24 protein-coding genes and 1 riboswitch are annotated in these 22,461 nt (G+C 43.0%); of the genes, 22 read left to right on the top strand and 2 right to left on the bottom strand.

Annotation, left to right across the window (positions count from 1 at the left end; all coding sequences use genetic code 11):
* Positions 1–106: 106 nt before the first annotated feature.
* The 9 genes from larA (at position 107) to I592_RS13895 (ending at position 8,191) form a co-directional block, all read left to right on the top strand.
* On the top strand, positions 107–1,381 hold the full coding sequence (gene larA / locus I592_RS13935; protein ID WP_010779580.1) for a nickel-dependent lactate racemase: 1,275 nt from the start codon (positions 107–109) through the stop codon (positions 1,379–1,381).
* A 24-nt stretch (positions 1,382–1,405) separates the two neighbouring features.
* Positions 1,406–2,146, top strand: a complete 741-nt coding sequence (gene larB, locus I592_RS13930; protein WP_010779581.1) for a nickel pincer cofactor biosynthesis protein LarB — start codon at positions 1,406–1,408, stop codon at positions 2,144–2,146.
* Complete coding sequence (gene larC, locus I592_RS13925) at positions 2,143–3,423, top strand: nickel pincer cofactor biosynthesis protein LarC (protein ID WP_010779582.1); 1,281 nt, start codon at positions 2,143–2,145, stop codon at positions 3,421–3,423. Before larB ends, larC begins: the two co-directional genes overlap by 4 nt.
* 14 nt (positions 3,424–3,437) lie before the next feature.
* On the top strand, positions 3,438–4,148 hold the full coding sequence (gene larD, locus I592_RS13920) for a D/L-lactic acid transporter LarD (RefSeq protein WP_010779583.1): 711 nt from the start codon (positions 3,438–3,440) through the stop codon (positions 4,146–4,148).
* A 133-nt stretch (positions 4,149–4,281) separates the two neighbouring features.
* Complete coding sequence (larE, locus tag I592_RS13915) at positions 4,282–5,091, top strand: ATP-dependent sacrificial sulfur transferase LarE (RefSeq protein WP_010779584.1); 810 nt, start codon at positions 4,282–4,284, stop codon at positions 5,089–5,091.
* Positions 5,092–5,118: 27 nt separating this feature from the next.
* A complete protein-coding gene (locus I592_RS13910; protein WP_010779585.1) occupies positions 5,119–5,664 on the top strand; it encodes a DUF924 family protein in 546 nt (181 codons plus the stop codon).
* A 279-nt stretch (positions 5,665–5,943) separates the two neighbouring features.
* A complete protein-coding gene (gene ruvA, locus I592_RS13905; protein WP_010779586.1) occupies positions 5,944–6,537 on the top strand; it encodes a Holliday junction branch migration protein RuvA in 594 nt (197 codons plus the stop codon).
* A 65-nt stretch (positions 6,538–6,602) separates the two neighbouring features.
* Positions 6,603–7,604, top strand: coding sequence for a Holliday junction branch migration DNA helicase RuvB (gene ruvB / locus I592_RS13900; protein WP_010779587.1), 1,002 nt, complete (start codon positions 6,603–6,605; stop codon positions 7,602–7,604).
* 11 nt (positions 7,605–7,615) lie between these two features.
* A complete protein-coding gene (locus tag I592_RS13895; protein ID WP_010779588.1) occupies positions 7,616–8,191 on the top strand; it encodes a TetR/AcrR family transcriptional regulator in 576 nt (191 codons plus the stop codon).
* Between the two features lie 2 nt (positions 8,192–8,193).
* Here the strand turns inward: I592_RS13895 and I592_RS13890 are convergent, their stop codons facing one another.
* Entirely contained in the window at positions 8,194–9,162 is a 969-nt protein-coding gene (locus I592_RS13890) for a 2-hydroxyacid dehydrogenase family protein (RefSeq protein WP_010779589.1), read from the bottom strand.
* Positions 9,163–9,215: 53 nt separating this feature from the next.
* On the opposite strand from I592_RS13890, the gene I592_RS13885 reads away from it, so the two are divergent.
* From I592_RS13885 to thiT, 3 genes are all read left to right on the top strand, one after another.
* Entirely contained in the window at positions 9,216–9,674 is a 459-nt protein-coding gene (locus tag I592_RS13885) for a low molecular weight protein-tyrosine-phosphatase (RefSeq protein ID WP_010779590.1), read from the top strand.
* A 72-nt stretch (positions 9,675–9,746) separates the two neighbouring features.
* Positions 9,747–10,109 carry a hypothetical protein gene (locus I592_RS13880; protein WP_010779591.1) on the top strand — a complete coding sequence of 121 codons (363 nt, stop codon included), beginning with the start codon at positions 9,747–9,749 and terminating at the stop codon, positions 10,107–10,109.
* A gap of 67 nt (positions 10,110–10,176) precedes the next feature.
* Positions 10,177–10,275: riboswitch (TPP riboswitch) on the top strand.
* A gap of 48 nt (positions 10,276–10,323) precedes the next feature.
* A complete protein-coding gene (gene thiT, locus I592_RS13875; protein WP_010779592.1) occupies positions 10,324–10,911 on the top strand; it encodes an energy-coupled thiamine transporter ThiT in 588 nt (195 codons plus the stop codon).
* A 38-nt stretch (positions 10,912–10,949) separates the two neighbouring features.
* Here thiT and I592_RS13870 read toward each other — a convergent pair whose 3' ends face one another.
* The gene (locus tag I592_RS13870) at positions 10,950–11,720 is read right to left on the bottom strand and encodes a hypothetical protein (protein WP_010779593.1); all 771 of its coding nucleotides are present in this window, start codon (positions 11,718–11,720) and stop codon (positions 10,950–10,952) included.
* A gap of 267 nt (positions 11,721–11,987) precedes the next feature.
* Here I592_RS13870 and I592_RS13865 point away from each other — a divergent pair, with 267 nt between their 5' ends.
* From I592_RS13865 to rsmB, 10 genes are all read left to right on the top strand, one after another.
* On the top strand, positions 11,988–12,692 hold the full coding sequence (locus tag I592_RS13865; RefSeq protein WP_010779594.1) for a class A sortase: 705 nt from the start codon (positions 11,988–11,990) through the stop codon (positions 12,690–12,692).
* 117 nt (positions 12,693–12,809) lie between these two features.
* The gene (locus I592_RS13860; RefSeq protein ID WP_010779595.1) at positions 12,810–14,426 is read left to right on the top strand and encodes a patatin-like phospholipase family protein; all 1,617 of its coding nucleotides are present in this window, start codon (positions 12,810–12,812) and stop codon (positions 14,424–14,426) included.
* A gap of 61 nt (positions 14,427–14,487) precedes the next feature.
* A complete protein-coding gene (locus I592_RS13855) occupies positions 14,488–14,703 on the top strand; it encodes a YdbC family protein (RefSeq protein ID WP_010779596.1) in 216 nt (71 codons plus the stop codon).
* A gap of 21 nt (positions 14,704–14,724) precedes the next feature.
* The gene (locus I592_RS13850) at positions 14,725–15,609 is read left to right on the top strand and encodes a YicC/YloC family endoribonuclease (RefSeq protein ID WP_010779597.1); all 885 of its coding nucleotides are present in this window, start codon (positions 14,725–14,727) and stop codon (positions 15,607–15,609) included.
* A gap of 109 nt (positions 15,610–15,718) precedes the next feature.
* A complete protein-coding gene (gene gmk, locus I592_RS13845) occupies positions 15,719–16,333 on the top strand; it encodes a guanylate kinase (RefSeq protein WP_010779598.1) in 615 nt (204 codons plus the stop codon).
* Positions 16,334–16,337: 4 nt separating this feature from the next.
* On the top strand, positions 16,338–16,640 hold the full coding sequence (gene rpoZ / locus I592_RS13840; protein WP_010779599.1) for a DNA-directed RNA polymerase subunit omega: 303 nt from the start codon (positions 16,338–16,340) through the stop codon (positions 16,638–16,640).
* A gap of 147 nt (positions 16,641–16,787) precedes the next feature.
* On the top strand, positions 16,788–19,190 hold the full coding sequence (gene priA / locus I592_RS13835; RefSeq protein ID WP_010779600.1) for a primosomal protein N': 2,403 nt from the start codon (positions 16,788–16,790) through the stop codon (positions 19,188–19,190).
* A 478-nt stretch (positions 19,191–19,668) separates the two neighbouring features.
* The gene (gene def / locus I592_RS13830) at positions 19,669–20,160 is read left to right on the top strand and encodes a peptide deformylase (protein WP_010779601.1); all 492 of its coding nucleotides are present in this window, start codon (positions 19,669–19,671) and stop codon (positions 20,158–20,160) included.
* On the top strand, positions 20,153–21,094 hold the full coding sequence (fmt, locus tag I592_RS13825; RefSeq protein ID WP_010779602.1) for a methionyl-tRNA formyltransferase: 942 nt from the start codon (positions 20,153–20,155) through the stop codon (positions 21,092–21,094). Before def ends, fmt begins: the two co-directional genes overlap by 8 nt.
* Positions 21,094–22,446 carry a 16S rRNA (cytosine(967)-C(5))-methyltransferase RsmB gene (gene rsmB, locus I592_RS13820; protein WP_010779603.1) on the top strand — a complete coding sequence of 451 codons (1,353 nt, stop codon included), beginning with the start codon at positions 21,094–21,096 and terminating at the stop codon, positions 22,444–22,446. Before fmt ends, rsmB begins: the two co-directional genes overlap by 1 nt.
* Positions 22,447–22,461 lie beyond the last annotated feature (15 nt).

The raw sequence follows: 22,461 nt of genomic DNA, 5'->3' as shown, positions 1-22,461 counted from the left end.
CGATCGAAAAAAACACGTTAACAAATATTACTATCAATTGCGCTATCTCTGAAATTTCATTTCAGTATACTAACGTCCGTAAGTAAAAAATAGGAGATGACACACGATGGTAGACGTTAAATTACCATACGACAAACAATTGATCACAGCAAAAATCCCTGAAAAGAATTTTGCAGGTCTATTGGAGTCAAAAGCAGAGAATTTCCAAGCGGCTCTTTCAGAAAAAGAGACCGTAGAAAAATCATTGGACGATCCGATCGGAAGCCGTTCATTAGAAGAATTGGCGAAAGGCAAGAAGGACATCGTCATCATCAGTTCTGACCACACAAGACCCGTTCCTTCACATATTATCACACCTATTCTGTTACGCCGTATCCGAAGCACAGCCCCAGACGCCCGCATCCGTATTTTGGTTGCGACAGGGTTCCACCGGCCATCCACACGGGAAGAACTTATCAATAAATACGGTCAGGAAATTGTTGATAATGAAGAAATCGTCATGCACGTCTCAACAGATGATTCTTCGATGAAAAAAATCGGTCAACTGCCCTCCGGCGGCGACTGCATTATCAATCGCATCGCGGCAGAAGCTGACCTTCTGATTGCCGAAGGGTTCATTGAATCCCACTTCTTCGCAGGCTTTTCTGGCGGACGAAAGGCAGTTTTACCGGGGGTTGCTTCTTATAGAACCATCATGGCTAACCACTCTGGCGAATTTATCGACTCTCAAAAAGCGAGAACAGGAAATTTGAATCACAATCCGATTCATAAGGATATGGTATATGCGGCTCGCACAGCCAACTTAGCGTTCATCGTGAATGTGGTTCTTGATGGAGAAAAAAAGATCATCGGCTCCTTTGCGGGAGATATGGAGGACGCACATAAAGTCGGCTGTGAGTTTGTTCGTGAATTAGCCAGTGTGCAAAAAATCCCAAGTGACATTGCGATTTCAACAAACGGGGGCTTTCCTCTTGACCAAAACATTTACCAAGCAGTGAAAGGAATGACCGCAGCCGAGGCAACAAATAAAGAAGGTGGCGTCATTATTATGGTCGCTGCATCAGGAGACGGTCACGGCGGCGAAGGGTTTTACCATAATTTAGCAGATGTCAGTGATCCAAAAGAATTCTTGGATCAAGCAATCCATACACCGCGCTTAGAAACGGTCCCAGATCAGTGGACATCGCAAATCTTAGCAAGAATCTTGGTTCACCATCATGTGATCTACGTTTCTGATAAAGTTGATCCGACATTGATCACGACTATGCATATGGATAGTGCTCAGACCATTGATGAAGCAATGGAAAAGGCGTTTGAAATTGAAGGCAATGAGGCAAAAGTCACGGTCATCCGAGATGGCTTATCTGTAATCGTTCAATAGAAGTCGTTTGGAGGGATGAACACGATGGACAAGAAAGAATTGCTTAGAAACGTACAGCTAGGAAAACTGTCCGTTGAGGAAGCTGCTGAAAAACTGACGGGCTTTAATGAATTAGGTTATGCCAAAATCGACACGCAACGAAAAGAAAGAAATGGTTTTCCTGAGATCATTTACGGCGAAGGAAAGAACCTTGAGCAGATCATCGGAATAGTGACTGTTCTTAAAGAAGAACAAAAGCCGATTCTTGCGACGCGGATATCTTCGGAAAAGGGGCGTGCGTTGCAGGACACGTTCCCGGATGGAAGTTATTTTGAGCTGGCCCGGTGCTTTGTCCTTCAGCCTGTGCAGCCAGACTCTGAAACGTATATTGCGATCGTTACTGCGGGGACATCCGATGTTCCTGTTGCTGAAGAAGCAGCCGTGACAGCAGAAACCTTCGGCAACCAGGTGAAGCGGATCTATGATGTGGGCGTTGCTGGAATCCACCGGCTGTTTGCTCGTTTAGAAGAGATTCAACAGGCGTCTGTCGTGATCGTGATCGCTGGAATGGAAGGCGCATTGGTCAGTGTAGTAGGAGGCTTGGTCGATGTGCCGGTGATCGCAGTTCCAACAAGTATCGGATACGGAAGCAATTTTCAAGGAATGACGGCCTTGTTGGGGATGCTGAATAGCTGTTCTTCTGGTGTCAGCGTTGTCAACATCGATAACGGGTTCGGTGCAGCCTATTCAGCCAGCATGATCAATCAATTAAGGAGAAAAAAATGAAAAATCTATATTTGGAACCATTCTCCGGTCTTAGCGGAGACATGCTAAACGGACTTTTGATCGATCTAGGCGGAGATGTGGCGGCGTTAGAACAAGAATTAGCCAAGCTTTCTGTAGGGAATTACCATCTCCATGTTCAAAGGATCGCTAAAAACAGTATCTATGGAACTGATTTTGATGTTCATTTAGCCCACGGAATCAAGGATAACGGTGTCCCTCATGATTTCGATGCACACGCGTCTCATGTGCACCCTGCCCATGAGCAGGCCCACGAACATAGTCATGCCCATACGCATAGCCATTCAGAGGCTCGAAATCTACGGGACATCTTAGCGCTGATTGATCAGAGTGCCCTCTCTCAACAGGTCAAGCAACATAGCCGACAGGTCTTCAACGACATTGCCAAGGCAGAGGCCGCTGTGCACAACAAACCAATCGAAGAAATCCATTTTCATGAAGTAGGGGCGATCGATTCAATCGTCGATGTCGTAAGTTTCTTTATTCTATGGGAACAATTGCAAATTGCGCACGTTTATTCCTCGCCGATAACAGAAGGCTCTGGCACGATCGCCGTCGCCCATGGGGTCATGCCTGTTCCTGTACCGGCAGTGATGCAATTAAGAAAAGGAACCAACTTGATCATCCATCAAGACACTGACGTGCGGACAGAACTCGTCACACCAACCGGTATCGCGATTTTCAAGGAAATTCACCCTTCATTTGTTCTCAACGGTGTTCAGCAAATTGAGAAAGTGGGGTATGGGTTCGGCAAACGAGAAACAGGGAAATTCAATGCGCTGCGAGGTTCGTTGATGGCTGTCGAGCCAAGTAAACGGGAAAATCATCAGACGCAAGATCAAATTTTAAAGATCGAGGCGAATATTGACGATCAAACGCCAGAGCAATTAGGGTTTGTGATGGCTCTCTTATTGGATCAGGGCGTGCTTGATGTTTTTTATACGCCGATCCAGATGAAGAAAAACCGGTGTGGGATTCTACTGACGGTCCTCTGTACACCAGAGCAAAAAGAATTCTTTACGAAGCTTTTGTTCAAACAAACAGCAACGATCGGGGTGCGGTATACCCAGATGGCTCGAACAGTGATGGCGCGACAGTTCGTTACGAAGCAGACACCGTATGGAGAAATCCAGGTGAAGCAAAATCGTTACGAAGACATTGAAAAGAACACGCTGGAATTCCAAGACTGTCAACGAATCGCTAAAGAAAATAATTTATCGATCTATGAAGTGTATAAAAAATTAGAAAAATATAGTTAAAAAGGAGCATATTTATGTTACATCACTTATTGTCAGAATTCATGGGGACCGCATTAATGATTATGTTTGGTCTAGGCGTCCATTGCGACGATGTTTTAAAGAAAACGAAATACGCAGGCTCGGGTCATTTGTTTGCCATTACTACATGGGCATTCGGGATCACTGTGGTCTTATTTATTTTTGGTGGTGTGTGTATCAACCCAGCAATGGCGCTAGCACAAGCAATCTTAGGGATGATCCCATGGAGCTATTTTGTTCCCTATGTGATCGCTGAAATGCTAGGCGGACTTGTCGGTGCTATTATTATTTATATTATGTATGCAGATCATTTCAAGGCTTCTGAGGGACAAGTTGATCCAATCGCTATTCGCAATATTTTCTCAACGAACCCTAATTTACGGAACTTGCCTAGAAACTATTTTGTGGAAACAGTCGCTACATTTATTTTCTTAACAACGATCCTTGCCATCGCACATAATGCAGAATCTATGCTGCCGATCGGTGTTGGTTTGCTGGTTTGGGCAATCGGTATGGGATTAGGCGGTACGACAGGATTTGCCATGAACCAGGCCCGTGACTTAGGTCCGCGAATGGCCTTCCAACTGCTGCCAATCAAAAACAAAGCAAACAATGACTGGCAATATGGCTTGATCGTACCCGGTACTGCGCCTTTTGTCGGAGCCGCTTTAGCAGCGATGTTCGTAAAAGGATTTTTGAAATTTTAAACGCTGAGTAATCTTAAAGAGGAGCTTTTGTACATCTAAGCCACTTTCTCGTCTGCTTTTTCAAGAGTAGATGAGAGAGTCTTTTATAGCTGATTGCCAAAGGGATCAATCCTAAAAAAAGGAAGTTTTACAAATGGAATACATAGAAAAGGTAGAAAAATTAAAAGCTGTTTTGGCCTCGATGGAGAAGGTCGTGATCGCTTTTTCAGGCGGTGTGGATAGTTCTTTAGTTCTAGCGGCGGCACTAGATGTTTTAGGAGAAGAGAACGTTCTTTCTGTCGTAGCGGATTCAGAATTAATCATGAAAAAAGAATATCTCGACGCGATGGAGAATTCAAAAAAAATCGGTGCCCGCACTCAAGGTGTTTTTTTGGATGAATTGAGTATTGAGGAAATCAGAAGAAACCAACCTTCAAGCTGGTTTTACAGTAAACGTCTGCTCTACCAAGAATTGTCGGTAATTAAAAAGAATCTGGGATTTAATTGGGTTGTTGATGGGATGATTATGGATGATGCTTTTGATTACCGCCCAGGGTTAAAGGCCAGAGACGCATTCAATGTTCGAAGCCCTTTGCAGGAAGCGGAGTTTTACAAGCCCGATGTCAGAAAAGCATCAAGAGACTATCAGGTTCCTACTTGGAACAAGCCAGCGACCTGTCATATTTTATCAAGGTTTGAATACAATGATGTATTGACCAGCGAACGACTGGAGCGTGTTAAAAAATCTGAAATCTATCTTCAAGAGCAAGGATTCAAGATTGTCCGCGTACGAGACCACAATACAGTTGCAAGAATCGAAATCGAGAAAGAGAAATTTCCGCTTTTCCTTGAGAAATCAGAAGCCATCGAAAAAACGCTCGAATCTTTTGGGTACACATTTGTATCTTTGGACATAAAAGGCTATGCTTATGGAAAAATGAACAAACTATTGGAGAAAAAATAAGTCGTTCAAAAAGCAGGAGTGGAGCAAATGGATTCTTATGATTATGAGAGCGTATTGACTTTTTGGTTCAAGGAACTAGATCCTAGTGACTGGTTTGCGTCTGATTCGGAATTGGATAAGACAATAGAAAAACGTTTTGGTGACATGCTGACAGCGGCAAAAAAAGGTGAGCTGGTTTTTTGGAGAAAAAATATGCGGGGCAGATTGGCAGAAATCATCGTATTGGATCAGTTTGCCAGAAATATCTATAAAGAAGATGGACGCGCTTTTGAAGGAGACGCGGTGGCATTGGTGTTGGCACAAGAAGCGGCACTCATGAAAGAAAAAGAGAATCTGAGTGTAGAAGAGCGCTCCTTTTTATACATGCCATTCATGCATTCTGAGTCGCTGGTTATTCAAGAAACGTTTTCGCTGACCTATTTTAAGGAGCCCGGCTTAGAGAAACGGTACCGCTACGCAAAAGAACATCATGACACCATCAAGGCATTTGGCCGTTTTCCCTATCGAAACAAAGCATTGGGCCGAATCACTACGGCAGAAGAACAAACGTATTTAGAAAAGGCGAAGTCTTAGAGACTTTGTCTTTTTTTCATAACCGTGGATGGGGGAGATTCAAAGGTAAGAGTTTTTTACCGACGCATTTTGTGCTAAAATAATGAGAACATATGTGCAGAAATTGCCTGCTGATCACTAGTATGCTTGTTTTATGGACACTAAAGGTTTTTATTACAGTCCAAAGGATAAAGGGATTGACGGGAGGCTGTCAATGTTTCTTCATGTTTACGTGTTACCATGAAAAGAAGAGTCTAATAATAGTAGAAAAATTTTCTTTGATACAAGAAAGGAACCACTATGTACGAATATATTACAGGCCGTTTGACCTTCATCAGCCCCAGCTATGTGGTGCTGGATGTGAATGGTATCGGTTATCAAATCGCGTTGGGAAATCCCTATCGCTACAGCAGTAAAATGGAGCAGTCGGTGACGATCTATGTCCAGCAGATTATCCGAGAAGACGCGCATTTATTATATGGCTTTGAGACACTGGCTGAAAAGGAATTGTTTTTGCGCCTGCTTTCTGTTTCTGGAATCGGCCCGAAAAGCGGGTTAGCGATCATGGCAAATGAAGACCATCAAGGACTGATCCAGGCGATCGAAGCAGGAGATGTGACTTATTTGACCAAATTCCCAGGAGTTGGCAAAAAAACAGCACAGCAAATGGTTTTAGATTTAAAAGGCAAGCTAGCTGAATTGGTCGATGATCCAATGTCCTTGTTCTATGAAGGAAACGACGATACTGCCTTGGCGGAAGCGATGGAAGCTTTACAAGCGCTAGGCTACAGTCCAAAAGAAATCAAAAAAGTCGAAAAGATCTTGGAAAAAGAAACGCTGCAAAATACCGACGATTATTTACGGGCAGCGCTGAAACTAATGATGAAAAAATAGAGGATCAAAGGTGTTTTTCGTTAGTGGAAAATGCATTTATGAACTAGGAAGTAGGAGGAAGAGGGATGGATGAGGAACGTTTGCTTTCACCCGATGCGGATGAGAGTGATAAAAGTTTAGAAAAATCACTGCGTCCCCGTTATCTTGCACAATATATCGGTCAGGACAAGGTCAAGCAAGAATTATCAATCTACATCGAAGCGGCAAAAAATCGCCAAGAGGCACTCGACCATGTGTTATTATATGGCCCGCCAGGTCTAGGGAAGACGACAATGGCGATGGTGATCGCCAATGAGATGGATGTCCAGATTCGCTCGACAAGTGGTCCGGCGATCGAACGTCCAGGGGATCTAGTAGCGATCTTGAATGAATTAGAGCCTGGAGATGTGTTATTCATCGATGAGATCCATCGACTGCCGCGAGTAGCGGAGGAAACACTGTATTCAGCGATGGAGGATTATTATGTAGACATCATGGTAGGCCAGGGACCAACTGCTCATCCCGTGCATTTCCCGTTGCCCCCCTTTACGTTGGTGGGCGCTACCACTCGTGCCGGAATGCTGTCAGCACCATTGCGTGACCGATTCGGGATCATCTCTCATATGGAATATTATGAAGAAGACGACTTGCGGGAAATTGTTTTGCGTTCAGCCGACATTTTTCAGACAGAAATCGTAGGAGAAGGTGCGGTAGAGATCGCCCGACGTTCACGAGGCACCCCCCGAATCGCCAATCGCCTCTTGAAGCGTATTCGTGATTTTGCGCAGGTGCAATCAGATGGGGTGATCAATCAAACGATCGCTGACCAAGCGCTGGGGCTGCTACAAGTCGATGAAGCCGGTCTCGATTATATCGACCAGAAGCTGTTAAAGACAATGATCGAGCTTTACCATGGAGGTCCCATCGGATTGAGCACATTAGCGGTGAATATTGGCGAAGAACGAGAAACAGTGGAAGATATGTACGAACCGTACCTGATTCAAAAAGGCTTTATTAAGCGGACACCGCGGGGGCGGATGGCGACACCGCTGGCCTATGAGCACTTCAATTATCCGTATCAAGAATAGAAGGTGAAAAGATGGCGGAAGGAAAAGCGACCAAAGAAACATTTGTTCAAGCGTTAGTCGCCGCGTGCCGAGAAAAAAGTTACGACAAAATTACCGTTCAAGACATCAGTCAGCAGGCGAGCCTGAACCGCCAAACGTTTTATTATCACTTTAAGGATAAGAATGACCTGCTCCACTATGCTTATTATCAGCGAGGCCTGCAGTATTTGATTTCTGTGGAGCTGTCTCTTACAAATTGGGAGGAGTCTGTTCTCAAAATGTTAAAGGAGATGCAGCTCTGTCATCAATTCTATTTGAATACTGTAAGGGCAAGACCGGAGATACTGACGAAAGAATTTAATGAGTTGGCCAAGCAGTTGTTTGTCCGCTTGTTCGATGAAGTCGATCAGGAAGGAGAGCTTTCACCTGCTGATAAAGAATTTTATGCTCGTTTTTTGGCTCACGGGTGTGGCGGGATTTTGATCGACTGGCTGCTGGCTGGAGCGGAGCAGCCGCCGATTACAGTCGCGGCACAATTGTTTCGTTTTGCTAAGGACATCGAGTTCTTTGCGTATCGACTCTATGAAAAAGACTGGAATGAGCGTTAGGCTCAGTCCAGTCCGTTGACGATATGAGTAATTGGTTCTTTTTTCGAAAGAGCGATCGCATTTTTTGCGACAATTTCTGCCATCTGGTCTCGTGCTTCTACACTGGCATTGCCAATATGAGGCGTTAAGACGACATTCGATAATTCCTTCAGCCCTTCAGTAACCTTCGGCTCAAATTCATAGACATCCAAAGCAGCTCCAGCGATTTGCTTGTCGTTTAATGCTTGTAGCAAGGCAGCTTCATCAATGAGCGGTCCGCGAGCGGCGTTGATCAAGAATGCGCTGTTCTTCATCTGTTTAAAGGTCTCGCTTGTTAAAAGATGGTGTGTTTCTTTCGTTAACGGTGCATGAAGCGTTAGAATATCTGCTTGGCGTATGACGTCCTCTTGTGAAGCGAACGTTGCCTGCAAGTCATTTTCTAGTTCAGGCGTTAAGGGGTGTCGTTGGCTATAGACGATTTTCATGCCAAAAGCAGTCATCATAGTAGCTAACGCTTGTCCGATTTGGCCCATTCCGATGATCCCTAATGTCTTGTCTTTTAATTCATGGCCCAAGAAGAAGAGAGGCGCCCACCCATCAAAACCTTTGTCGTGCATCAAACGGTCGCCCTCAACGATGCGGCGAGACAAGGCAATGATCAATCCGGCAGTCAGCTCAGCAGTTGCGTTAGTAGAGACGACAGGCGTATTTGTTACATAGATATTTTTTTCTTTTGCATAATCGGTATCGATATTGTTGAATCCTGCACCGAAGTTTGCGATCAATTTTAAGTTTGGAGCGGCATCTATGACGTCGCGATCAAGTTGTGTGGATAGCGGACAGATCAATACCTCACAATCGGCGACCTGTTGGATCAATTCTTTTTTAGTGATCAACCCAGTGCCTTCATAGACCTTATAATCAAGTGCTGCTTTTTTTAATAATGTTGTGCCAAGCTCAGGAAGTTTGGCGGAAAGATAAATTTTACTCATTTACGATCCCCCGTTTCATTTCTATAAATTGACTATAGCACAGGAGGAATGACATGAAAAAGATTCTATTTGTTTGTATGGGAAATATTTGCCGTTCGCCAATGGCAGAAGCAATTTTTCGAGACGCGCTTCAAAAAGAAGGAAACGGCACCTTCGAAGTTGACTCAGCAGCAACGAGCCGTTGGGAAGTGGGAAATCCGCCTCATCATGGAACACAGCAGCTATTGGCGGAGCACTCGATTTCCACCAAAGGAATGCGCGCACGTCAAGTGACGACGAATGATTTTTATACGGCGGATTATATTATAGGGATGGATCGAGAAAACGTCAGCGACCTTCAGACAATGGCGCCTGAAGGGACAAATGATAAGATCTATCTTTACTTGGATCGTGTCTCTGGATATGCAGGAAAAGATATTCCAGACCCTTGGTACACCGGGGATTTTGAAGAAACGTACCAATTGATTCAAAAAGGTTTAAATGAATGGTTAACTTTTTTTGAAATGGACTAGATTCCTTGTTTTTTCCTAGAAATTTAAGTAAAATCATACTACGTAATCATGCTCTTGATAGGAGGAAGCTGAATGACTAAAAACGAGAAACCTAAAAAGAATTTAATCAAGCTGTTTTCTAATTCATCGTATCGTTTCATCTCGGATTTTTTGAATGATTCTGCTGAAAAACGTGCGCAAGAGCAAGCAAATGAGAACATTTTTCTTAAACTAAAAATGGCGGCCTTACAAAATAGTTTAGTGGTCATTCAAGTGCAAGATGAAAAAGACGAAGAAAAATTTCAAACAATCTCTGGTTGGTTGCCTAAAGTGGTAACGAATGATTCGATTGTTATTCGAACACAGGACAATCAGTTAGTGATGTTGACGATCGATCGCATTAAAAAGGTGACGACGTTGTCCCCAAGCGGCGATCAAGAGAGCATTTCACGTTAAAAGTATTGTATACCTTTACGGGCATGCAGACATCTGATATACTTTGAGGGAACAAAAAAAGAATAATACTTTCACAAAGGGGAGCCTTCGGGCTGAGATTGAGATTACTCTAAACCCTGGTACCTGTTTCGGTTATTCGAGCGTAGGAATTGTGATGAAGTAAGATTATTACTTCTCCTTTGTGGACTGTATGTTCAAAAGGAGGAGTTTTTTTATGCATAACAAAACAAGAATAATGATTGAAGGAACGATTGTGGCGGCGTTGGCATTCATGCTGTCTCTGATCCCAACGACGATCGGCAGTAGTTTCACCCTATCGTTGGGGATGATCCCAATGACTCTGTTTGCCTTGCGTCGTGGAGTGAAGCCTGCGCTGCTGTCTGCATTTATTTGGGGAATCCTGCATTTTCCGGCAGGTGATGTGTATTTCTTAAGTGTTATTCAAGTGTTGATCGAATACCCGATCGCGTTTACGTTTGCTGGATTTGCGGGACTTTATGCCAAGAAGGTACAGCAAGCATTGCTGGCTGAAGATACAAAAGGGGCACGTAAAAATATTATTTTAGGTGCTTTCGCTGGAACGGGAGCGAGATTCTTTTGGCATTTTATCGCCGGTGTGGTTTTCTGGGGGAGTTATGCGTTATGGGGAATGAATCCTTGGATATTCTCGTTTATCATGAACGGGGTCAGCGGCTTAGTTACAGCTATCGTGACGGCGATTGTAGCAGTTCTAGTAGCGGAAAAAGTTCCGCAGCTGTATTTACCGAAAGATGGAATCTTGGTTCGCAAACAAAGTGAATAATAAAAAAGAAGCATTTGTCTGCCGGACAAATGCTTCTTTTATCTAAATGAGAAGACAGGATCATCATTTTCTACATCCAAGGACCACTGTTGTTTCGATGTGTCATAACTGATCTCTGCAATTTGTTGATCTTTTTTATAATTCTTAGGACTGCGCCGCCATCCCTTTTCATCAGATAAAAATATAGGGATTCGGTAGGTTTTATTTTTTAATTCAGATAAATTAAAGCAGAAAATGGCTCCTTCTTGCAAAATAGGGTACAATTCCTTCAATAGTTCCCCATCCAATGGGGCGACAGAAGAACCTTTACGGAAAAACGACCGGCGATCATTGACTTTTTCCAAAACGATCCGAGTTAACTTGCTAGCTAGGATGCGGTAAAATTCATCTAAATAGCGATAGTAGATACGCATGGTTTCATTGCCTAAGTTGAAATAGACAAAATTGTTTTGTAATTTATAAAAAAAGGGAGAATGCAGATGCGTCCGCATATGACCAAAATAAAGCAATTCAGAAATTTCTAATGGAGTGAGTTCTTTTAACATCGCAAGATCATTAAAATCGATCCATTTGGTTCCCTTTGAGTTAGTAAAGACTTTATTAGCGAAAAATTGCTGTACTTGTTCAGGGCTAGTGACGACCTTTAAACCTGTATGGGGTTCGTATTCTCCAGCTTCTGCAACGGGATCCAGCAATAACAAATGTTTTGGCTGATGAACGATTCCTTCAACAAAATCAGCGGGTGAAAAACCTTTTGAGAGAACAGCATTACTTGTGGAATCGATGTAAGCAAATAACGTATCTGGCACAAATTTTCACCCTTTCTAATAGTTGTCACAATCATTTTAACCCAATAATAAAAAAAAAGCTCGTATCTTTTATTTTAAAATTAGATTACAAACCCCTTAAAAACTGCAACACTATCGCACCTTTTTAACATTTAAAATGATTTTAATAAATAACGAATCCCTAATGCAATTATTTCTTTTTTTAATTTTTTTTGTAGTAAGTGAAAGTAGTATCACCGGTTCTAAAAGAGTATGATATGATTAGCGGGAGAATGCAGGAGGCTTGTGATGAAGAAAAAAAGAAATTGGATCCTTAATATTTTTCTTTTCTTATTACTTTTAGTAGGTTTGGCTTTGATTTTCAATAATCAGATCAAGTATTTTTTGATGCAGCATAATGGCGAACGTTATGCCGTGTCCCAACTCGATCAAGCTGAAATCGATAAAAATATGCAAAAAGAAGAGACGTTTGATTTTGATGCTGTACAGCCAGTCAGCACAGAAGCCGTGCTGCAAGCACAGTTGAGTAACAAGCGCTTGCCTGTGATCGGCGGGATTGCGATCCCTTCTGTAGAGATCAATCTGCCTATTTTTAAAGGCTTATCCAATGAAGTCCTCTTTTATGGTGCAGGAACCTTGTCTCCTGACCAAAAAATGGGCGAAGGAAATTATGCATTAGCCAGCCACCGTGCGGATCGGCCTGGCCTATTGTTTACACCACTTGATAGCATCAAAGAAGGCGATTTGATCTATCTAACCGATCTACACAATATTTATACCTACAAAACGACGTTGAAAGTCCGCGTGCAGCCGACAGAAGTAAAATATTTAGATGTGCATCCAGACAAACAACAAGTCACCTTGATTACTTGTGGCGAGATCGAGGGCGTTACACGGATTATTGTTCAAGGAGAGCTGACGGCGATCACACCGACAAAAAATGCGACAGATACGATGCTCAAAGCCTTTGAAATGGAACAACGAACATATTAAAAATAAAGCGTGGCAGAACAATCAGGTTCTGTTGCGCTTTTTGTTGCAGTAAAATTTCTGCTATACTGGACACAGACACTGAATGTATCAGTCACAACAGTAATCAAGGAGGCCTAGATGACGCTCAAAAGGATGTACGTTTCGGATCTATTAGCGAGTTGGAAAGTGTTCCAGCAATCACATTTGCTTTTTCCTTTCTATCCCTCTCACGGACAAGCGCGTTCAGAATTTTTTGCTGCTGTCAGACGCGGGGAAGGGTATTGGGTTCAGCGTGATTCTCAATGGCTGTTAATAGAGAAAGTCGATGCCGGAGAGACTTGGCGAATCACTAACTTGTTGATTTCAACTGAAATGGACTGGCAGACCGCTTTTCAATTATTAGAAACGACAGCCCGTCAAATGTTCAAACGATCCATACAATTGAAGCTTGAGGCAAACTTGGTTATTCAGCAATGGTTAGTGACGCAAGGGTATCATTTCAATGAAGGTATCTGGCAGAAAGAATTGGTCTATCATACAGGACTTGTCTTAGGTGGCGGCGGTGCGCGTGGTGCCTATCAAATCGGTGTTTGGAAAGCGCTATTGGAGAAAAACATTCAATTTGAAGTGATTACGGGTACGTCAGTCGGAGGGTTAAATGGCGCATTGATTGCCCAAGGGGACTATGATCAGGCCTTCTCTCTATGGAAAGAAATTGAAACGGACAAGGTTTTAGATATTACCTTTAAAGAGGTGGAGATACTGGATTTTTCCGCGCAGGTCGACCAATTGCGAACCTTTATTCGAACCTCTTTAAAACAAAAAGGACTCTCTTCCGAGCCGCTTAGAAGGTTGCTGGAGGAACGGTTGGATCCGAAAAAGATTCAGATGGGTTGCCCATTTTCTATCGTGACAACAAAAGTTCCGGCTTTTCAGGAAGTCATTGTTTCGTTGAATGATTGCCCCAAAGAAGAGATTATTGACTGGCTGCTAGCTTCTTCCGCCTTTTTCCCCATGATGGCAATGGCAAAATTAAAGGGTGAGTTCTATGTAGACGGGGGCTATCGCAACAATTTACCCGTGGATATCGCTTTGAGAGAGCCGATTACTGAGGTGATCATAGTAGATGTTCATGGTCCTGGACTAGATAGGAAATATCGGTTGTCAGACGGAATTGCTGAGCTATACTTGGCCAGTCCGTGGAGTTTGGGAGATTTATTATTGTTTCATAGTGATCGTTCGTCAGAAAATATTGATCTGGGCTATTTAGAGGCTAAACGAGCATTTGGAGAGTTGCAAGGCTATCGTTACTTTTTTGAGGACCGTGCTGATTTTGAAACGCTAACAAAAAACTTTTTACGCAGTGTTAAAAAAGCATTTCCAATTGACGCAGCGTCTCTTTATCCAGAACTGCAAAAATATTTTCGACAAAGTATCCCGGTAGAGATGCTAAGCTTAGCCTTCTTGGAATTCTTTGCCTATTGGGTAAAGGTACCACCAGTGAGAGTCTATACCCCGGAAGAATTTATCGAGATCCTCTTGCAGCAATTTGAGATGCCAGTCAAAGGGACGATCCCGTTCTCTGTCCAAGAGCAGATTGAAGATTTTATTGAGAATCATAATGTGTTTTCAGATTATTACCACGTGCTGCAACTGTATCAGAGAAAAGGCGCCTTTAAATCTTTTTATCACCGTTGGCCGATTCCGACGCTGCTAGCACTTTTTTTAAACTATATACGTGAAGGTTCTATTTAATCGTTTTTTACCTATAACAATAAGGAAAATACGGAATACATATAAATTTGGAGGAATTACAATGGCAGAATTTAATTATGAGATCGTGGAAGAAATCGCTGTGCTGTCGGAAAATCCGAAGGGCTGGCGCAAAGAGCTGAACTTAGTGAGCTGGAATGAACGCCCGCCAAAATTTGATTTGCGTGATTGGGCGCCTGACCATGAGAAAATGGGAAAAGGTGTTACATTAAGCAATGAAGAATTTGCTATTTTGAAAGAGACGCTCGCAAATATGTAGCGAAGGAAAGGAAAAAAGCGCATGAAAAGTATGACTGGATACGGACAAGCGGCTAAAACGAACGAAGCCTATGAGTTAACGATTGAGTTAAAAAGTGTCAACAATCGCTTCTTAGATTTGCAGATTCGGATGCCCAAAGAATTGAATCCCTTTGAAGCGTTGATCCGCAAAGCCGCAAAAGAGAAAATTCAACGTGGTCGGGTGGATGTATTCATTAACATGGCTCCCCTAAAAAGCGGCAATAAGAAAGTTTCAGTAAACTGGGAACTGCTAAACCAATTAGTTACTGAGCTTCAAATAGGTGGAAAAGAACATTTTGGTGTTGTCGATTTTCCAGTAGAGCAGGTGCTGGTGAAGGCGATGGAACAATCCGATTTTGTGACCTTGGTAGATCAGCCGACGGAAAAAGACACGTTAGAAGAATTGGTCCAAACGGTTGCTAGTGAAGCCTTTACGCAGCTGGCGGCTAGCCGAGAACATGAAGGATCAGGGATTCAAAAGGTGCTGGCAGACTACAATAAGCAAGTTCAAGCATTGGTGACAAAGCTGAACGGGTTTGTGACCGAATACGAAGCCGATTTTCAGCAGCGTTATCAAGCGAAGCTGGAGGAATACTTAGGCAATACGGTTGACCAAGATCGATTGCTGACAGAATTAGCAATTTTATTGGAACGTGGCGATATCCATGAAGAGTTGGATCGGCTGAGTATCCATTTAGAGAAATTAGCAAAACTGCTGCAGGTAAAAGAACCGGTAGGACGGGAATTGGATTTTCTTTTGCAGGAAATGAATCGTGAAGTCAATACAATCGGGTCAAAATCCAGCCCGATCCAGATCAAAGATATCGTTGTCCAATTAAAAACGGTGTTAGAAAAAATTCGCGAACAGATTCAGAATGTTGAATAAATAGCTGTTTTTCTAAGAAATAGCGTGCGGGTCAACGATGCCTCTTGAAATATTCACAAAAAAAGTGCACAATAGGCGTTAGCTAAAAAGAGCATGAAAGGGCGTTAGTATGTCTGAACGAGGACTGTTGATTGTATTGTCGGGACCTTCCGGAGTTGGAAAAGGAACGGTCAGAAAAGCCATTTTTGAAAGAGACGATAACGAGTTTCAATACTCTGTCTCAATGACCACCCGTCCGATGCGGGAAGGGGAAGTAGACGGTGTCGATTATTATTTCCGCACCAAAGAAGAATTTGAGGCCATGATTGAAGCTGGCGAAATGCTGGAATATGCAGAGTATGTTGGAAATTATTATGGCACACCGCTCACTTATGTGAACCAAACGTTGGACGAAGGCAAGGACGTCTTTTTAGAGATTGAGGTCCAAGGGGCGCAGCAAGTAAAAGAAAAAGTCCCAGACGGCGTCTTCATCTTTCTCACGCCGCCGGATCTTGCAGAATTAAAAGCGCGGATCGTTGGACGCGGTACGGACAGCCCTGAAGTGATTGAAGAACGCATGCGTGTTGCACGCCAAGAAATCGAAATGATGGCCCTTTATGATTATGCTGTCGTTAACGATGAAGTATTCAAAGCTGTTGATCGTATCAAAGATATCATCGTCAGTGAGCATTACCGAGTAGACCGAGTTATTGGCAACTATATAAAAATGTTAAAGGAGATATAAGCTTATGATGTTAAAACCTTCAATTGATACATTGTTAGACCATGTAAATTCAAAATATTCATTAGTTATTTTAGCCAGCAAACGTGCTCATGAATTAGACGCCGGGGCACAACCAACATTAGAAACTTTTGAATCTGTAAAAAGTGTAGGGCAAGCCCTAGAAGAAATCGATGCCGGTGCTGTGATTAACGATCCGCATCCAGAAATCAAACGCGAACGGTTGAAAATGGAAGAAGAAGAACGCCACTTGCAACGTGAACGTGACCAACGTGATCTAGAAGCACGGATTCGCAACGAACAAAACTAAGCGTAACTGTTCTCTCACGAATGAAGCGTAACTGGGATTGTACCAATACTTTTGGCGCAATCCCTTCTTTTTGTGTTACATACTGTCATAAATTTAGACGTACATAGAGAAAATTTAGTACACTGTTTAAGAATGGAGGCGGAAGAAATGAAATTAGCACAAGTGATCGTAGATGTGCCGGCGATGCAAACGGATCAACCCTTCAGTTACTTGATCCCGCCTCAATTAGCGGTAGAAATCGGTATGCGTGTAGAAGTTGGTTTTGGCTCACGCCATGTCCAAGGGTTTGTCGTTGGTTTTGAAACAGCCCCAGAGCCTTTGCCGGACAACTTAAAACCAATTATTCGCGTATTGGATCTAGCACCCGTATTAAACCAAGAACTATTGGCGTTGGCAGATTATATGAAGGAAACGACCTTTGCATTCAAAGTTACCTGCTTGCAAACAATGCTGCCTAGCGTCATGAAGGCGAATTATCAAAAGCGCCTATATCTTTCTGTTGAGGACGCCGATGTTCGAGAGAAATATTTTGGCGATGCCGAGTCGCTGACCTGGGAAGACGCAGAAGAAAAAGGCTGGCTGAAAGAACTGGCCGTTCTTCGAGAACAAGGGATCGTGGAGCTGCGCTACGAAGTACATACAAAAAACAAAGTGAAGACCGAACGATATATCAAACGGTTATTCCAGCCAGAAAAGAAGGAGTCATTAAAAACAACACTACGGAAAAATTCGCATAAGCAAGAACAGCTGCTGGATTATTTAGCGGCACTGCCTGAAGAAGAATTGATCGCCGTTAAGCAAATGAAGGCAGAAGATTTTTCTTTAGCCAACTTGAATCAAGCAGAGAAAAAAGGCTGGTTGGAATTTGTCGCGGTAGAAAAATATCGGGACCCTTATGCGAATAGAAACATTCAACAGACGTCTGCCTTGAATTTGAATCCAGAGCAACGAATAGCGTATGAAGAAATCAGCAAAAAAAGTGCCGATCAGCAGCATCAAGTCTTCTTATTGGAAGGCGTTACTGGCAGTGGGAAAACGGAAGTCTATTTACAAGTTATCCAAGATGTACTGGCGCAAGGACAAACAGCCATGATGCTAGTACCTGAGATTTCGTTAACACCGCAGATGGCGACACGTTTCAAAGCTCGATTCGGCAGCGAAGTAGCTGTATTGCATAGCGGATTATCACAAGGAGAGAAGTATGACGAATGGCGAAAATTGGAACGCGGAGAGGCCCATGTAGTCGTAGGTGCCCGTTCAGCAATTTTTGCTCCTTTAGAAAATCTAGGCGTCATCATTATTGATGAAGAGCACGAGACAAGCTATAAACAAGAAGAAACACCGCGTTATCATGCTAGAGACTTAGCAATCTGGCGTGGGAAATACCAACAATGTCCAGTAGTTTTAGGAAGTGCAACGCCTTCTTTAGAATCGCGGGCGCGAGGGCAAAAAGGTGTTTACCGCTTATTGAAATTGACAGAACGTGCCAATGCACAGGCAAAATTACCTGAGGTTGAGATCGTTGATATGCGAGAAGAGATGCAGCGTCGGCTGAATTCCTCTTTTTCGGAAGCGTTAGAAGATAAGTTGCGCGACCGTTTAGCAAAGGGTGAACAGAGTGTCCTTCTGCTAAATCGTCGTGGGTACTCTTCATTTGTGATGTGCCGTGACTGCGGATTTGTTTTGCCTTGTCCGAACTGCGATATATCCCTAACGCTCCACATGGATACGAAAACGATGCGTTGCCATTATTGTGGACATGAAGAAGGCATCCCTCATCGTTGTCCAAACTGCGGAAAAGATAAGATTCGCTATTTTGGAACGGGAACTGAAAAAGTGCAAGAGGAATTAGAGCAGCTGATCCCAGAAGCACGAGTGCTTCGGATGGATGTAGATACGACTCGCCGTAAGGGCGCACATGAAAAAATCTTGACTGCTTTTGGAGACAAGGAAGCGGACATTTTGCTGGGAACTCAAATGATTGCGAAAGGATTAGACTTTCCGAATGTCACACTCGTCGGTGTACTAAATGCTGATACTGCATTGAATCTGCCAGACTTCCGATCTAGTGAGCGGACGTTCCAGTTGCTGACCCAGGTCAGCGGGCGCGCAGGACGTGGAGAAAAAGCCGGAGAAGTCATCATCCAAACCTTTAATCCAGAACATTATACGATCCAATTAGTGCAACATCATGACTATGAAAGCTTCTTCAAACAAGAGATGCAGATTCGTCATCAGACAGATTACCCGCCGTATTATTACACAGTCAAAGTGACGATCTCTCATCAAGAAGAGATGCGCGCGGCGCAAAAAGCTTTTCAATTAGCAGAAAAACTACGGCAGCAATTAAGCCCGCAGAGTATTTTGCTAGGTCCGACGCCGGGGGCCATTTTAAGAATAAAAAACCGTTACTATTACCAATTGATCATTAAATATAAAAAAGAACCTAAGCTGCAAGCTGCGTTAGAAGATATTTTACAAGTGAGCCAGAAAGACCAGCGGCAAGGCTTGCTGATCGCAATTGACAATGAACCTATGTATTTTATTTAAGACATAGGAATAAGGATGTCAGTTCCACTTTTTAGCAGTAACTAATGAGAAATAATCTAAGCAGTAAGTTAAGAAAATCAAGATGAAGAAACTAGTGGAATGATATACGGCATGAACATCAAATTTATTTTTCTGAAAGAAAAATAAATACATTAATAGGAATAAGGATGTCAGTTCCACTTTTTAGCAGTAACTAATGAAAATAATCGAAGCAGCAAATTAAGAAAATCAAGATGAAAAAACTAGTGGAATGATATACGGCATGAACATCAAATTTATTTTTCTGAAAGAAAAATAAATACATTAATAGGAATAAGGATGTCAGTTCCACTTTTTAGCAGTAACTAATGAGAATAATCGAAGCAGCAAGTTAAGAAAATCAAGTTGAAGAAACTAGTGGAATGATATACGGCATGAACATCAAATTTATTTTTCTGAAAGAAAAATAAATACATTAATAGGAATAAGGAGGACGTCTATGCGTTACCCAATTATTATTCACCCGGATGATCGACTGTTAAAAAAAGCAGCACCGATCGAATATATCACCGATGAGATCGTCACTTTATTAGACGATATGTACGAAACAATGGTTGCCCATGATGGAATCGGACTTGCGGCACCCCAAATCGGCAAAAATCTCCGTATCGCAGTCGTAGAAGTTGATGAAGGCGATCGTTTTGATTTTATCAATCCTGAGATTATTGAACGTAAGGGAACTAGTATTGACGTGGAAGGGTGTCTTTCAATCCCTGAAACCTATGGAACAGTTGCGCGCGCAGATGAAGTGACTGTGCGTTATTATGATCGTGAAGGTTCGGAGATGGAAGTAACGGCTTATGGGTATTTAGCCCGAGCCTTTCAGCATGAAATTGATCATTTAGAGGGGAAACTATTTATTGACCAAGTGATCGAAAAAATTGAACCAGAAGACTTAGAACGGTATATGGAGGAACACGTGGATGACTAAAATTGTATTTATGGGAACACCGGCCTTTTCAGTGCCGATTTTAGAGAGCTTGATTGAAGCAGGGTATGATGTCGCTGCAGTGGTGACACAACCAGATCGACCAGTGGGAAGAAAAAAAATAATCACACCAACACCGGTGAAAGAAGCAGCGCTGAAGCATGACTTGTTGGTATTGCAGCCAGAAAAAATCAGCGGGTCACCTGAAATGGAGAAAATCAAAGAACTAGCCCCTGACTTATTGATTACGGCTGCTTTCGGCCAGTTTTTACCAGAGAAATTACTGCAAGTCCCTAAATTGGGAGCAATTAATGTTCATGCCTCTTTATTGCCAAAATATCGTGGCGGCGCCCCCGTTCATTACGCTATCATGGAGGGTGAAGCTGAGACAGGCGTAACGATCATGGAGATGATCAAGAAAATGGATGCTGGCGGCATTTTCAGCCAACAAAAGATTGCGATTACTAAGCAAGACGATGTCGGTACCATGTTTGAAAAACTAAGCCGAGTGGGTAAAGAATTGCTGCTGGAAACCTTGCCTAAAATCATTTCAGGTGAATTAAAGCCATTACCGCAAAACGAAGAAGAAGCGACCTTTTCACCAAATATCAGTCGTGAGCAAGAAGCGATCGACTGGGAAAAAACGGCTGAAGAAGTAGACAATCAAGTTCGGGGAATGCATCCTTGGCCTGTGGCATTTACCACCTACGAAGGTGCGCGATGGAAAATCTTCCACACAACGCCCGTAGAAGAAACGACGTCAGCGAAACCTGGAACAATCACAGCGCGCACAAAAAAAGCCTTACACATCGCATGTGGGAAGGGCACTGTTCTAGCAATTGAAGAATTGCAGCCTGCAGGCAAGGCCAAACAAACGATCCAAGCCTTTCTAAATGGCAGCGGACAAACAATCGAAGAAGGACAACAGGTGGGCTAATGGGAAAAATTCCAAAAAAATTATTGCGGTCTGTTCGTTTTACAGCTCTAGAAGCCATTGAACGTATCAATCGAGGCGGTGCTTATTCCAATTTGCTGCTAAACGAGTTGATCCAAAAGAATCAAGTGGATGGCAAGGATACTGCATTGCTAACAGAGCTTGTTTATGGAACGATTAGTCGTCAGCTGCTGTTAGCCTACGATATTGAGCCATTTATCAAAAAAGCGAAGAAAGTCGATCCGTGGGTCAAGAGCCTATTGCAGCTCTCCATTTATCAAATGCTTTATTTGGATCGGGTCCCAGACCATGCGATCATCAACGAAGCAGTAGAAATCGCTAAGGCGAAAGGAAATCCTGGGACAGGAAAGTTTGTCAACGGGGTGCTGCGTTCGTTCCAACGTGAAGGAGCGCCTTCGCTAGACTTGATTTTGGACCCTATTGAACGCTTAGCAACGGAAATCAGCTTACCAAAATTTTTAACAGAAAAATTTGTCGCAGAGATTGGTGAAGAAGAAACGCGCAAACTAGGTCTCTCTTTGCTACAGCCGAGTCGTGTTAGTGCACGAATTGATTTGCGCTTCTTAACACGAGCAGAAGCAATTGAGGCGTTAGAAGAAGATGGAATAGAAGCACGCATCAGTGAGCTGTCACCCTATGGTATCGTTGCGGACCGAGGGTTTCTAGCAGGCAGCGAGTTGTTTCAAAATGGGTGGCTGACCATTCAGGATGAAAGCTCGATGCTCGTTGCTCAAGCTATGCAAATTGAACCGGGTCAAAGGGTGCTGGATGCTTGTGCAGCTCCTGGAGGAAAGACGACTCACATTGCGGCTTTGCTAAATGATGAAGGCTCGGTGACTGCTCTAGATATTCATGACCATAAGTTAAAGCTAGTACGCGAAAATGCAGAACGTTTGAGGGTCTCAGATACTGTCGTAACGAAAAAGATGGATGCACGAGAAGCCGCGGAGAATTTCCCATCAGAAAGCTTCGATCGTATTTTAGTGGATGCACCGTGTTCAGGCTTGGGCTTGATGCGCAGAAAACCGGACATCAAATACCAGAAACAGCCGCAGGATTTTGTTCAATTACCTAATATTCAACTAGAAATCTTAAAGAATTGCGCCCCCACATTGAAATCAGGGGGGATTTTGGTATACAGTACATGTACAACGGCTAAAGAAGAAAATCAGCAAGTGGTGAATGAGTTTTTGAATGAAAATTCAAATTTCGAAAAAATCGACTTAAATTTAGAGACGAAATTAGAACCAGCGATCCATGATCAAATGTTGGTTTTATATCCAGAAATGTTTATGACAGACGGGTTCTTTATTTGTGCAATGCGAAAAAAATAGATAAATGAGGTGGAC

The sequence above is a fragment of the Enterococcus gilvus ATCC BAA-350 genome, assembly GCF_000407545.1.
Taxonomy (GTDB): domain Bacteria; phylum Bacillota; class Bacilli; order Lactobacillales; family Enterococcaceae; genus Enterococcus_A; species Enterococcus_A gilvus.
The sequence above is the reverse complement of the archived record's forward strand: the minus strand, read 5'-3'. Positions and strand labels throughout refer to the sequence as shown.